Consider the following 12,676-nt stretch of genomic DNA (forward strand, 5'->3'; position numbering starts at 1 on the left):
ACTGGGGTACCTATTGGCACAGTCATAATGCGCTAGGGTAGTGACAGGCGACCTCATGGCTAGCGCTAAGGGGCCGAAGGTTTGGTTGGGCTTGCTGGCAGTGATCATCGCTTTTTGGACAGCGCCCATAGAGGCGGCAAACATGGGGAGAAGGATTGATGGGGCTACGTGGCTCTCCCGTCAGCGGAATTCGTTGTGGAACGGCAGCAAAACTAGGAATCGCCGAAACGAGCGCCTGTGTGTAGGGATGCTGGGGATGATTGAAGATGGTGTCGGTAGGACCCGTTTCTACAAGCTTGCCAAGATACATCACTAAAATGCGATCGCATAATAATCTCACTACGTTTAGATCGTGCGAGATGAATAGGTAGCTCATGTTGAGCTGCTGTTTGAGATCTTTGAGCAGATGCAGAATGATGGCCTGGACAGAAACGTCAAGGGCAGACGTCGGCTCATCAAGAATGAGAAGTTTAGGGTTTAAAGCGATCGCCCGAGCAATGCCCACGCGGGCTTTTTGTCCGCCAGATAGCTGATGAGGAAAGCGGCTGAGTAGCTCTGTTGGAAGACCGACTAGCTGGGCAAGTTCGGCAGCGCGCTGCTGTAGCTGTGGTTTTGTGTAAGTAGGGCCTAGTCGTTTAATTGGCTCTGCGATCGTGTCGAAAGCAGTAAACCGTGGATTTAGACTATCGCTATGGTCTTGAAAAACCATCTGTAGATCGGCTCGGTATGGACTGTGAGAGAACATACTGACTGGAATTTGACCGATAGAAACGTTGTTAAATAGGACTTTCCCAGATGTTGGCTCAATCAAACGAGCAATCAAACGAATTAAGGTAGATTTCCCGCAGCCAGATTCACCGACTAAGCCAATACTTTCTCCTGGCTGAATGCTGAAGGTGACCCCATCTACCGCATGAAGATGAGATGGCCGCTGGCGAGAAAGCCAGGCAGCAGAGGCTGAATTAACTGGGAAATGTTTGGCAAGCTCTGAAACTTGTAGCAGAGGAGCGTTGTTCATGTCGTGTCTATTTCTAGCGGGTGCCAGCAGGCGACCTGATGATCTTGAGTAATCTGTTGTTCTAAAAGGGGCGCGCTGAAGCACTGGTCGGTAGCGCGATCGCACCGACTGATAAACCGACAGGGCGGCAGGTCTGCTCGGCGCAAGTCTGGTAGGTCCCCTAGAATAGGAACCAAATCATTGAACCCCTTATGCGGCTCAGGCGTGGCGGCAATTAGCTTGGTGGTATAAGGATGAGCGGGAGAGCGAAAAAGCATATGAGTCGGGGCGCTTTCAACTAGATGGCCAGCGTGCATAACCAGGATGCGATCGCAGTATTCTGAGGCTAGTGCTAAATCGTGAGTGATCACAATGGTCGCCATTCGCTTTGCCGTGGCTAGCTCTTTGAGCAGCGTCATTACCGTAGCTTGAGTAGTGACATCTAGACCGGTTGTCGGTTCGTCAGCAATCAGTAGCTGGGGGGAACAGGCGATCGCCAAAGCAATCATAACGCGCTGACATAGACCACCCGAAAGCTCGTAAGGGTAGGCATTGTAGCGCTGCCGTGGGTCAGGGATTCTAACGCTGGCGAGCAGTTCTAATGCACGTGGCTTAAGTTGAGTTCTAGAAAGCGTAGTGTGAGCGCGCAAAACATCGACAATTTGCTTACCCACTTTGCGAATTGGATTCAGCGCAGTGCGCGGACTCTGAAAAATCATCGACAGTGCTTTGCCGCGTAGCCGCCTCAGTTCTTTCTCAGAAGTTTTCAGTAAATCGTAGGTGTCAGACTGCTGCCAAAGAACCTCGCCACTAGTGATGTGAGCCGCCGGATCGAGGATGCCCATAATGGCCAGAGCAAGGACAGACTTTCCAGAGCCAGATTCGCCGACAATACCCACTGTTTCACTAGGGTAAACCTGTAAACTAATGTTTTCTAGAGCGTTGACAGTACCAGTACGGGTACGAAATTCCAGAGAAAGATTTCGAACAGAAAGAAGAGACATACCATCGCTTGAAACCGTTTCTCCTGTGAGGGAATCTACTTTGTACTGTGAAAACTGAGCGACCTGTGGATTATCTTTCACGTTCTCATCCTGGGGTCAATCAAATCTCTTAGGCCATCACCTAGCAGATTGAAACAAAACACGGCAATCATCAGAACAATACCGGGGAAGATAGCTAGCCACCATTCTCCAGAGATAATATAGGTTGCTCCTTCAGCGACCATAATGCCCCATTCGGGTGTAGGGGGACGGACACCCAGGCCAATAAAAGAAAGTCCAGCAGCGTTAAGAATGGCCCATCCCATGTTGAGTGAAATATGCACCATCATCACAGGAAGAACGTTGGGAAATAAATGGTATGTCATGATTTGCAGGTGATTGTTACCGGCTAGGCGCGCAGCTTCTACATAGCCAGCCTCACGACGAATCAACACTTCGGAGCGAATAACGCGGGTATAAAGCGGAATGTTGATGACCGCAGTCGCGTAAATAATGTTCTCGACTGTATTACCGAGCGCCGCTACTAGTCCCATTGCTAGAACGAACAAAGGAAAAGCCATGATGGTATCGACCAAGCGACTGATAATGCGATCTGCTAGACCACCAAAGTAGCCTGCACAGGTGCCTAGGATACTACCGAGAAAAAATGAAAGCGCAACGGCAACCACAGCAATACCTAGGTCTAACCGAGTCGCCACAATCACGCGGCTAAGGATGTCGCGGCCAAGATCATCAGTGCCAAACCAGTGCGAGACTGTCGGGGGTGAGAGCGGAACGGTGGCGTCGCTAGCGAGCGGATCATAAGGGGCGATCGCACTGCCAAACAGCGCAAATAGCACTAGGACAAAGAATAGAAGAAACGCGAAGAAGGTAACAATATTCTCGCTAATAATATAGCGAGCCTGTGACCAGAAAGATTGCTTTGAAGAGGTCTGTAGCAAAGTCACGATTCTACCCCCGCTCTAGGATCAATCACGACGTACAACAAATCGATCAGCAGATTAAGCACGACATACAGCAAAGCCATCGTTAGCACAAATCCTTGCACCGCTGCATAGTCTGAAGCGACCAAGGCCGACACAGCGTAAGAACCGATTCCTGGCCAGGAGAACACTTTTTCTACCAGCACATTTGCACCCAGTAAGAAAGAGAAAACAACACCTAAAGTGGTGACAATAGGTAAAAGAGCATTACGAAAAGCGTAGCCAAACAGCACGGTTCTAGTAGATAGACCACTCGCTCTAGCAGTGCGAATAAAATCGCTAGAGAGTACAGCAAGCATCGCTGCTCGAGTAACTCTAGCTAGCGGCGCTAGGGCAAACAGACCGAGAGTAACAGCCGGTAAAAATAGCTGTGACAGCGCTGCCCAAAAGATTTCTAGATTACCTGACAAAAGGCTATCTATCAGATATAGGCCTGTAATAGAGCGAGGGGGAGAATAAAGAATATCCAACCGTCCAAGCGGCGCTGGTGCGATTCCAAAGAGAAAGTAAAAGACATAGATCAGTAAAAGACCTGTGAAGAAAGTAGGCAGAGAAACGCCTGCTGTTGCCAAGACCCGAACGCCATGGTCTATCCAAGACCCGGGACGAGTGGCAGCGAGAATACCCAAAGGGATCGCTAACGTGAGTGAAAAGAACAGCCCTGCCAACGTTAATTCTAAAGAAGCTGGCAGCCGAGTGAGCAAGTCAGAAAGAACCGTTTGGCCTGTAGTCAGTGAACTACCAAGATCGCCTCGCGCCAGTTCTCCAAGATAAATGAAAAATTGTTCTGGAAGGCTGCGATTGAGACCTAACGTTTCACGAACTTGCTCTATAGCCTCTTGGCTAGCAGCAGGCCCGGCGAAGTAAGCCGCCGGATCACCAGGTAGAGCGCGAGTGAGGATAAAGGTAAGGACAATAACGCCAAGCACACTCGGAATAGCAGCAAAGGTTCGACGAGCGATCAAGGCGGCGGTAGAGGAGCGAGCCATACTACACCTTCTCTAGAGGGCGATAGTCTAGCTGACGGTGAAACCAGTACTGATAGCCTTCAACATTGTTTTGCATAGCGACAGACAGGTAAGGCTGCGCGATTGGAATACGCGGCATTTCTTCGAATGCAATTTTCAAGAATCCTTTGACGTTTTCCTCATACTCAGGTGTCCCTGCTTCTTGTTTTAGAGCCGCATCTACAAACGTATCTAGCTTAGGATTCTGGTAGGAACTGCCGTTGAAAGTGGCATTTTGACCGTGATAGGAATAGAAGAAAAAATAGTCAGGGTAGTTGAGCCAGCCGCCAAATCCGTTGACAATCATAGGTCGGCTTTTTTCGACTAGCACGCCTCTAAAATTGGCGCTAGGCACCTTCTCCAAAGTTACATTGATGCCAAGCGGTGCTAGCGCCTCTTGGATAAGTACACACATCGGCTCGGCCCATTCCTGGGTACCTAAATCAAAGGCAAGCGTAGTATCAAAGCCGTCTGGATAGCCGGATTCGGCCATCAGCGCTTGGGCTCTATCTGGATCTGTATTGTAAGGATAGGGCTGGGGCCATTCAATCGTACTAGGCTCCATACTTTGCGCCCCGTACATAGGGACACACTGGCCATAGAGCGCAGTTTCTACAATGGCATCATAGGGCATGGCGTAGGCGACGGCCTGACGAACTTTGACATCGCTGAAGGGGTTAGCGGCTCCAGAAAGTTCTGCCTGGGTATTGAGATCGACAGCGTACAGACAGTTTTCAATCGGCGTAGAGACCACAGTGAATCTATCGGTGGCGCTCAGTTCACTGATGTCTTTCTCAGAGACGTTATAGAACATATCGACATCTCCTCTTTCTAGCAGAGCGCGACGATTGCCCGCTTCAGGAACGTTGAGTTCAATGATTCTTTCAATAGCGGGGAGCGGCCCAGATTTCCAGTCGTCGTTTCGCACGAGTACCACCCGCTCTTCGGGCTGAAAAGTTTCTAGCTTGTAGGCACCGCCGCCAGCAGGGTTAGCATTCGCCCATTCGAGGCCCCAAGGATCGTCTTCGGTAACGTGAGGTTCTATCAGCGCAGAGTTCATAATGGCTGGAATTGGAACAGCCATATCCATCAGCGTCAGTTTGTCCTTGCGGATAAAGTCAACTCTAAAGGTGTGGTCGTCAACAATCACGAACTGATCAGGGCTTTCGAGGGCGCCTGCTTTCATCTGAAAGGTAGGAAAGCCACCTACCGAGACCGCTCGGTCGTAAGACCATTTCACATCTTTGGCAGTGATAGGCGTACCGTCATGAAAAGTAGCGTCTTGCCGGAGGTTGAAGGTAGCAGATAGCCCGTCTTCTGCCACTTCCCATGACTCAGCAAGTTCGGGTTGGATATCGGTATAGTCGTAGGAAAGAGAGCCGTCTTCGAGGGTTTTGGTGCCGAAGGTGACAAGGCGATCGTAAATTGCCCAAGAGGTCCCATAGGCAGGGCGGTTAGTGCCGACTTGGTGCAGGTCTAGCCCATTAGGGAAGCCACCGCCTTGAACAATAGTAAGCGCACTTCCTTCAGAATTATCTTCGCTGCTGTCGGTTGAGTCGCTACTAGGTTCAGTGGGCTCAGAAGTGCTTCCACAGGCATTGATCAAGGCTGCTAGAGAGATACCGGTCGTAAACGCTGCTCCCTGCTTGAATAAATCTCGTCGCCGCATAGCTATGTTTCTCTCCCAACTCGTTTGGCAAGTACCATTGATTGAAGGTTAGAAGACGTAGATGAATCTTTCTGGGAAGAATTCGAGAAGAATTCGAGAAGAACTACAAGGAGAGTGAAGATTTCTATGCTGTTCACGCTGATGGTAACTTGCCAAGGGTTTGAACGGGGTTGATAGATGAAAGTTGTCTATCAGGTGGATATAGAGATGGATGTATTCGTAAGCTGGATGGGTAAGTACCGGCGTGTAGAGGTCTCTTTTGCCTCTGGGGATAGGCTTCAAGAACGGGTATTTAGAACGCTACAGTTTTTGAGCTACTATTTCAGATAGCCTTTCCTATTAAAAGAATAATAAGACAGTTAATTGTAAGGCCTGTTATTCCAAGAAGAACAATGCTGACCTTCCGGCGAGTGACTATCTTCAGCAGCGTAGTTGCGAGCCTATGCGTTTTGATACTTCCCCTTTGGATTCTGGGTGTTCCAGGGATAGAGAATGACTATGCGAGGGGTTGGAGGATGGGACTCAACGCTATTTTGCTTTATCCACTTTCCTGCCTAATAAACTATGCTTTCTATCTCCTTCTTACTAGATTGAGTAGTGTTGGTCGGCTACGTCGTCAACAGATTAATCGCTCTGTTGCGATCGCACTACTCACTTTATTCGGGCTACGAATGATTCAAGCTTTTACAATAATCATAGGAGCATAATCGTCCTTGTGCGTATAGGCCGTCCTACTCTACCTATTGCGCTAACGCTGGCTGTAGGCATCGGCCTTTCTGGGCTAAGTGCTGCTGCGATCGCCCGTCAAGAACGCACCAACCAACGCCTTCAGTTCCAACGTCAAACGGATAGTCTTGCCACTTCACTCCAGCGCAGTATCAACCGGTACACCGACATTCTGTTATCCTTAAGCGATTTCTACGCGGTCGCAGAACAAACCATTCCCCGCACCGATTTTAACCGTTTTGTAGAACGAGCACTGGCCACCTACCCAGGCATTCAAGCGCTAGAATGGGCTCCTTTCGTACTAGCTGATACGCTCAACGCCCAGGGAACTGATAGTCAATTAACTGAAATCAAAGCGGAGAATTCTGGTCTGCCAACCCGGACGACTTTCGAGGCGACCATTAGAGCTGAAGGCTATCCTACTTTTCAAATCACTGAGCAGGATAGTCAAGGGAAGCTAGTCCGTGCAGGCGATCGCCCCTACTATGTCCCAGTTACATATGTGCAGCCTTACAAAGGCAATGAGCCTGCACTTGGCTATGATCTGACCTCTGATGATATACGCCAAGCTGCGCTAGAAACCGCGCGTGATACAGGCCGCGTTGCGGCTTCTGGTCGGATTCGATTGGTCCAAGAAGATAACAACCAGTTTGGCTTTCTGGTCTTCCTACCGCTGTATTCATCTCGGATGGTGCCTAGCTCCGTTCAAGACCGCCGAGCGCAGCTACAGGGTTATCTACTCGGTGTTTTTCGAGTCGCAGAGGTTGTAGAAGAATCTCTTGAAACGTTCAGCTACGATATTGATTTCGCGCTCAGCGATCGCTCAGCTTCTCCTACTGAAGAACTTCTTGGGGTCTATCAAGCAAACACTCGAACGGTTACAACAGTTTTTCAGAGAAACGCTCTTCTGACAAACCGGAAGCAACGGACACTTTGCCCAACAGTTGAAGCCTGCGTTCATCAGCTTACGGTAGGTGAACGCTCTTGGGTGATCGCTTTCACGCCTGCCGCGAACTATCCGACAACTACCCCGTGGCGAGCTTTGTCTACCTTGATTATCGGCCTGCTACTAACCTTTATGGTTGCTCGCTACTTTGCTCAGACTCAAAGCGCGTTGATCAAAACTCAAGAACTCAGCGCTCTCAAAATTCGTCTTTTCTCGATGGCTTCTCACGAATTACGAACGCCTTTGGCAAGCATCTTGCTTTCTGCTCAGGTGTTGGAAACAGACTTAGATAGAACAGAGCGTCCTCGGATCTACCGCCGGATTCGAGCGGCTGCTAAGCGTATGAATCAGCTTCTAGGAGACTTGTTGACGCTGGCACGAGCTGAGTCTGGCAAGCTTGAATTCTCGCCAGAAACGCTCAATCTATCCTTGTTTTGCAAACAGATCATTGATGAAGTGAGGTGTAGTTTTGACGTTCCGCCTACTGTCAACTTTATTGTTTCATCGACAGTGCCAACAGCGGCCTATTTCGATCCTCAGCTACTACGAGCAGTGCTCACTAATTTGCTTTCTAATGCGGTGAAATATTCTAAGGAGCTACCACAGGTGTCACTGAGCGTCACGTGTCAGCTTCATAATCTAGTTTTTCAAGTGAGCGATCGCGGCATCGGTATTCATAAAGCAGATCAAGCCCGGCTCAATGAAGCTTTCTATCGGGGCAAGAATGTAGGCCATATTCAAGGGACGGGACTCGGACTTTCGGTTGTCTCTGCCTGTCTACAATTGCATCACGGCACTCTGCTTTGCGAAAGCGCTTTAGGTGAAGGTACTACGTTTACCGTAACGCTACCTCAGATAGAGTAGAAGATAGAGATATTTGTGATGGTCTCTATTAAAAACTTCTGTCGGTAGTCGGTTTAACCAAGGCGTATCAAGCTAACTGAAGGCGATAGCCAACCCCATGGACCGTTTCAATAAAAGATTTAGGCGCACCAGCAGCTCTAAGTTTGTTGCGCAGACTTTTGATGTGCGCTTTGACGGTTTCTTCGTCAGGTGGACTTTGCAAAGACCACAGCGACTCTAGAATGAAGCTACGGCTCAAAACACGGCGGCCATTTCGCATCAGCAATTCAAGAATAGAAAATTCTTTGGGGGTAAGCCGTAGAGCCTGCTGAGCATAGCTAGCTTCATAAGTTTCAGGATTGAGCTGAAGATGTTCGTAGGCAAGGGCGATCGCCGCTGGTATGCTGCCTCGACGTAACAGCGCTCGAATCTGCGCTAGCAGCTCTGATAAATCAAAGGGCTTTACCATATAGGCGTCTGCGCCCGCATCTAGTCCACGAACCTTGTCTTGACTGGTATCACGCGCTGTTAGCATTAGTACTGGGAGCTGATGACCTCGACTGCGTAGTCGCTGGCAAAGGCCAATCCCATCTAGATAGGGCAAGGTCACATCCATCAGCGTCAGGTCGTAGTCCAAAGTCTGCATCTGGCTCCAGCCGGCCTCACCATCTTTGACCACATCGACAATGTACTGCTCAGCCGTCAAAGCCTCTGAAAGCGACTCTGCTAGCTGAATATCATCTTCAATTAATAGAAGACGCATAGCTGTGTCCCTGACTCTTGCGCGACTTCTCTAGCATGATGGATCTACAGCGGTTCGTTGTGTACTAGAGCACATTCCTCGCGGCGATCTAAGCGGTTGTTTAAATTGTGGTAGCAGAGCACCGTCTATCGTCCCAGCTATACATACGCATTGCGCTGTAGACAGGAGCTAAAGCCTCCCGTGGTGTAGTAGGCACAGCGCGCAAAGCTATAGATCCACACAGAATCTTCTTAATCTGCGTGCCTGATTATATTAAGTTTAGATTATGAAAGGATAAGAAAAGGTTAATGACAGATAGATGGCTATTGAAATAGCGACTCATTCCCCGTCGACTAAAAAGTACTTGAAAATAACTACTTTGCTAACGACCCTTAGCATATTTTCTCTAGCACTTATTGGGATGCAAACTGCTGTTCCAGTAGCACTTTTGACTCGAGATCCGGCTGCGATCGCCGACCATCCATTTTTCTATGGAGCTGTTTCAAACATAGGCATACAGCTATGGACAGCAACAGCAGCAGTTTGTTTTATGGGCGCTGCTCTTGTTCATGCTTTTCAAACTGCAAAGGAACAGAAGCATTTCCTATTAGTATTCGGTTGCTTCAGCGCGATATTAGGCCTAGACGATTTGTTCATGCTACATGAGTTAGTTTTCCCAAAGAACCTAGGCATAGGAGAAAAGTTTGTGTTACTTGCCTATATTATTGCTTTCCTGCCATGTCTCTTTCGCTTTCGTAAACAATTCCTCAGGATACAGCCGCTTCTTTTCCTGCTAAGCATCACGCTATTTGCTTCTTCTGTCGGCTTCGATAACATTATTCCAACGAATAACCTATCGAAAAATAATACCTTTTTGATAGAAGACGGCTTCAAGTTTCTAGGGATTCTGCTATGGTTTCTCTATTTTACTTGGGTGTCTGTTCGTTCGGTTTTGATGTCGGTAGATACGCTATTGGCAGATCGTCATTAGCAGATAAAGCTAGACAATAGAACCCAATCTGTCGGTTTTATAGAGGTGCGATTGGTGATGCGATCGCCAGTATGAAATCGTATCTGTTGGTCAAGTATCTGAACAACTAGCTACCTTGGGCTTTGATAAGGCGGTGTACCTATCACTATTTGCTTATGCCTGCGGCGGTGTTTGGATTTGTGACACTGGCACTAGCAATGAGTGAATGGCCATGGGGGCAAAGTTCACTTCATCGCCTGGCTACCGGAAGAATGCTAGGAGGAATTGTGCTCGCATTTCTTTACTGGCTACCCCTTAGTCTTGGTTTATCCCCTACAGCGCGGGCACTTCAGAGTCGTTGGTGACTGCGATCACGGATATAAGGAATTCAGTCAGATCGCACAAACTGCTGCTAATAGGCACAGATGAACTATAGTTAGTATGTACTACTAAGTTAGTGCTGTTAATAGCTGTTCATAAAATCTAAGGCATCCCTCATGACTATTGAATTCATTGACCATGCTTTAAACATTGTCCTTGCTGGCCTGCTCTATGGTTCTGAAGCCTGGGTGATCGGCGCTTTCGGGCTTTATATAGCTACGCGCGAATCCCCTAGCTCTTCGTCAGCTTCTGCGATGTTCGTAGCTACAGAAACAACAGATGTAGAATCTAAGCTAGAAGAAATCGTTAAAGCAAAGTCTAACTTTGAACGCTCAGTAGCTATATTGCCTTATCCAGCGGAGTTCGCACAGATTGTTTGTGAACCGGTTGACTGGAAACAATGGAAAGTCAGCGACCTGCGGAAGGCAAGTGTTGCTAAAACATGCGGCGTTCGTACCCGTCCTATTGGCTCTCGCCGCAATTTACCTAAGCCTGATTTGATTGCTCAATACAAGCAACAGCTAAAGCGACTCACCAAAGTTCCAACAATCGCTTCAGCCCAAGCAAAAGACACTAAAAAGCGACTGAAAAGCGAAGGAGTCATGCCCTGACCCACGGGCAGACAAGCTGACGTAAGATGAAGCTTTGGGCGCTTTGCTCAGGTACAAAATGGCTTCAGAGCTTAGTTTCACGATTGATCTTATGCTCGTTCTGGGTGCGGCAGCAACAGGGGGCTATTTTGTCAGCCGTTTGAGTCAGCCAGTCCTGCTAGGGTATTTAGGCAGCGGCTTGATTATCGGTCCGCTCGGACTTAACCTCATTCGTGATACTGCCAATATTCAAGAGCTAGCTGAGATTGGCGTTGCTTTTCTGCTCTTTGCTCTTGGCGTTCAATTTTCGCTAGAAGAACTTAATAGAGTCCGCAATATCGCCCTGCAGGGCAGTCTTTGTCAGATCGGTATCACCACTGCGCTGGTCACCGCCATCATGCTCTCTTTTGGTTGGGTAGATAGCCTAGCGCAAGGTTTGTTTTGGGGCGCACTTCTCTCACTATCTTCGACAGCCGTAGCACTCAAAACGTTGACCGAGCGCGGCGAAACCAACACCCGCCATGGTCAGATCATGTTGGCTATTTTGATCGCACAGGATTTGGCATTGGGTTTGATGCTGGCAGTGGTTCCAGCCATCAACCAGCCCGGTCCGCTGTGGCAAGTTGTTGGCCTCGTCTTACTAAAAGTCAGTAGTTTTTTGGTTGCAGCGGTATTGGTTGGTCGCTTCGTGATTCCGACTGTGATCCGGCAAGTGGCGCTCACGGAAAGCAACGAACTTTTTTTGCTGACGCTAATTGCCCTGTGTTTAGGCGTGGCGATTATCACTGCGCGGTTGGGGCTTTCGATTGAAATTGGTGCGTTTGTGGCCGGGCTGATGATTGCTGAAGTTGACTATGCTGACCAGGCATTAGGCAAGGTGCTACCGCTGCGCGATACGTTTGCCAGCCTGTTTTTTGTCTCGATTGGTATGCTGATTGACCCCGAGATATTAATTCAAAATCTCAGCAAAATTCTTAGCCTGGTGAGTCTGGTTATGGTCGGAAAAGCACTGGTAATCTTACCCATCGTCTTGCTGTTTGGCTATTCACTCAAGACGGCTGTGCTTACTAGCTGTGGTATCAATCAGATTGGTGAATTCTCCTTTGTACTGGCAGTAGTTGGTCTAGAAAACGAGCTGATTACTCAAGAAACCTACTTGCTGCTCCTAGGAACCACGGCTATAACCCTCGTGCTGACACCTACGTCTCTTCAGCTAGCTGAGCCGTTGATCAAGTGGGTACACCAGCAGCCTCGGCTCATGAGCTTTTTAAGCAGGCTAGAGTCACCACAGCAAAGTTCGGGAGAAGACGCGATCGCCAACCATGTGGTCGTTGCTGGCTATGGCCGAGTTGGTGGCGTCATTGTTGAACTGTTGCATCGGCAAAACCACCCGGTGCTGGTGCTAGAAAATAGCGAAGCCGCTGTCCAGTCACTGCGTCGTCAGAGCATTCCCTTTATTATGGGAGATGCTGATGCCGAGTTGATCCTAGCTAGAGCTAATCTCACGACAGCGAAGGCGCTGGTCATCGCTCTACCCGACCCAATGAGTACTCGGCTGCTGCTAAAACGGGCGCGGGCGATCGCACCTAAGCTCGACATCATCGCTCGGGCCCATACCACCAAAGAGCTCGACCAGCTTAGCCAGCTGGGCGCTCAAGAAGTCGTCCAACCCGAATTTGAGGCGGCGCTTGCGCTTTGTACTCACCTGCTAGCTACGCTTGGTGAGATTGACGATCAGCTCGGCACTACTATGGCAAAGATCCGAGCTGACCACTACCAGGCCGTTCGCCGTAATATCTAAGGGGAGTCTTTTTCTCT

Annotated in this window: 13 protein-coding genes; 7 read left to right on the forward strand and 6 right to left on the reverse strand. The window is 49.0% G+C overall.

Translation table 11 applies throughout. The features are described from left to right. Nucleotides 1-22 precede the first annotated feature (22 nt). From S7335_RS17500 to S7335_RS17520, 5 genes are read right to left on the reverse strand one after another with little or no spacing between them, the layout of a single operon-like run. The gene (locus S7335_RS17500; RefSeq protein ID WP_006455513.1) at nucleotides 23-1,018 is read right to left on the reverse strand and encodes an ABC transporter ATP-binding protein; all 996 of its coding nucleotides are present in this window, start codon (nucleotides 1,016-1,018) and stop codon (nucleotides 23-25) included. Next, on the reverse strand, nucleotides 1,015-2,082 hold the full coding sequence (locus S7335_RS17505; protein WP_006454261.1) for an ABC transporter ATP-binding protein: 1,068 nt from the start codon (nucleotides 2,080-2,082) through the stop codon (nucleotides 1,015-1,017). Before S7335_RS17505 ends, S7335_RS17500 begins: the two co-directional genes overlap by 4 nt. Next, nucleotides 2,079-2,948, reverse strand: a complete 870-nt coding sequence (locus tag S7335_RS17510; RefSeq protein WP_006454846.1) for an ABC transporter permease — start codon at nucleotides 2,946-2,948, stop codon at nucleotides 2,079-2,081. The genes S7335_RS17505 and S7335_RS17510 overlap by 4 nt, the downstream gene beginning before the upstream one ends. Continuing rightward, nucleotides 2,945-3,973, reverse strand: a complete 1,029-nt coding sequence (locus S7335_RS17515) for an ABC transporter permease (protein WP_006454109.1) — start codon at nucleotides 3,971-3,973, stop codon at nucleotides 2,945-2,947. The genes S7335_RS17510 and S7335_RS17515 overlap by 4 nt, the downstream gene beginning before the upstream one ends. A gap of 1 nt (nucleotide 3,974) precedes the next feature. Further along, nucleotides 3,975-5,660, reverse strand: coding sequence for an ABC transporter substrate-binding protein (locus S7335_RS17520; protein ID WP_006457407.1), 1,686 nt, complete (start codon nucleotides 5,658-5,660; stop codon nucleotides 3,975-3,977). A gap of 177 nt (nucleotides 5,661-5,837) precedes the next feature. On the opposite strand from S7335_RS17520, the gene S7335_RS27925 reads away from it, so the two are divergent. The 3 genes from S7335_RS27925 to S7335_RS17530 all read left to right on the forward strand — a co-directional run bounded on the left by S7335_RS27925 (nucleotide 5,838) and on the right by S7335_RS17530 (nucleotide 8,196). Next, nucleotides 5,838-5,990 carry a hypothetical protein gene (locus S7335_RS27925; protein WP_006454867.1) on the forward strand — a complete coding sequence of 51 codons (153 nt, stop codon included), beginning with the start codon at nucleotides 5,838-5,840 and terminating at the stop codon, nucleotides 5,988-5,990. Between the two features lie 62 nt (nucleotides 5,991-6,052). Continuing rightward, nucleotides 6,053-6,367 (forward strand): hypothetical protein, encoded by a 315-nt coding sequence (locus tag S7335_RS17525; protein ID WP_006456178.1) that lies wholly within the window; start codon nucleotides 6,053-6,055, stop codon nucleotides 6,365-6,367. Nucleotides 6,368-6,375: 8 nt separating this feature from the next. Further along, complete coding sequence (locus S7335_RS17530; protein ID WP_006454478.1) at nucleotides 6,376-8,196, forward strand: CHASE domain-containing protein; 1,821 nt, start codon at nucleotides 6,376-6,378, stop codon at nucleotides 8,194-8,196. Nucleotides 8,197-8,263: 67 nt separating this feature from the next. On the opposite strand, the gene S7335_RS17535 is transcribed toward S7335_RS17530, so the two are convergent. Continuing rightward, on the reverse strand, nucleotides 8,264-8,938 hold the full coding sequence (locus tag S7335_RS17535) for a response regulator transcription factor (RefSeq protein WP_006454312.1): 675 nt from the start codon (nucleotides 8,936-8,938) through the stop codon (nucleotides 8,264-8,266). A gap of 298 nt (nucleotides 8,939-9,236) precedes the next feature. Here S7335_RS17535 and S7335_RS17540 point away from each other — a divergent pair, with 298 nt between their 5' ends. The 4 genes from S7335_RS17540 (at nucleotide 9,237) to S7335_RS17550 (ending at nucleotide 12,659) form a co-directional block, all read left to right on the forward strand. Beyond that, the gene (locus S7335_RS17540) at nucleotides 9,237-9,908 is read left to right on the forward strand and encodes a hypothetical protein (RefSeq protein WP_050765915.1); all 672 of its coding nucleotides are present in this window, start codon (nucleotides 9,237-9,239) and stop codon (nucleotides 9,906-9,908) included. 122 nt (nucleotides 9,909-10,030) lie between these two features. Further along, nucleotides 10,031-10,252 (forward strand): hypothetical protein, encoded by a 222-nt coding sequence (locus tag S7335_RS26950; RefSeq protein ID WP_071776936.1) that lies wholly within the window; start codon nucleotides 10,031-10,033, stop codon nucleotides 10,250-10,252. Between the two features lie 132 nt (nucleotides 10,253-10,384). Then, nucleotides 10,385-10,879 (forward strand): hypothetical protein, encoded by a 495-nt coding sequence (locus S7335_RS17545; RefSeq protein ID WP_006456322.1) that lies wholly within the window; start codon nucleotides 10,385-10,387, stop codon nucleotides 10,877-10,879. 58 nt (nucleotides 10,880-10,937) lie between these two features. Then, a complete protein-coding gene (locus tag S7335_RS17550) occupies nucleotides 10,938-12,659 on the forward strand; it encodes a cation:proton antiporter (protein WP_038016469.1) in 1,722 nt (573 codons plus the stop codon). Nucleotides 12,660-12,676: the final 17 nt, after the last annotated feature.

Origin of the sequence: Synechococcus sp. PCC 7335 (assembly GCF_000155595.1) — a bacterium.
Classification (GTDB): Bacteria; Cyanobacteriota; Cyanobacteriia; order Phormidesmidales; family Phormidesmidaceae; genus Phormidesmis.

Coding starts and splice junctions, on each gene's coding strand:
- S7335_RS17540 (WP_050765915.1), top strand. CDS start 9,237: ATGGCTATTGAAATAGCGACTCATTCCCCGTCGACTAAAAAGTACTTG.
- S7335_RS17545 (WP_006456322.1), top strand. CDS start 10,385: ATGACTATTGAATTCATTGACCATGCTTTAAACATTGTCCTTGCTGGC.
- S7335_RS17515 (WP_006454109.1), bottom strand. CDS start 3,973: ATGGCTCGCTCCTCTACCGCCGCCTTGATCGCTCGTCGAACCTTTGCT.
- S7335_RS17500 (WP_006455513.1), bottom strand. CDS start 1,018: ATGAACAACGCTCCTCTGCTACAAGTTTCAGAGCTTGCCAAACATTTC.
- S7335_RS17520 (WP_006457407.1), bottom strand. CDS start 5,660: ATGCGGCGACGAGATTTATTCAAGCAGGGAGCAGCGTTTACGACCGGT.
- S7335_RS27925 (WP_006454867.1), top strand. CDS start 5,838: ATGAAAGTTGTCTATCAGGTGGATATAGAGATGGATGTATTCGTAAGC.
- S7335_RS17535 (WP_006454312.1), bottom strand. CDS start 8,938: ATGCGTCTTCTATTAATTGAAGATGATATTCAGCTAGCAGAGTCGCTT.
- S7335_RS17525 (WP_006456178.1), top strand. CDS start 6,053: ATGCTGACCTTCCGGCGAGTGACTATCTTCAGCAGCGTAGTTGCGAGC.
- S7335_RS17550 (WP_038016469.1), top strand. CDS start 10,938: ATGGCTTCAGAGCTTAGTTTCACGATTGATCTTATGCTCGTTCTGGGT.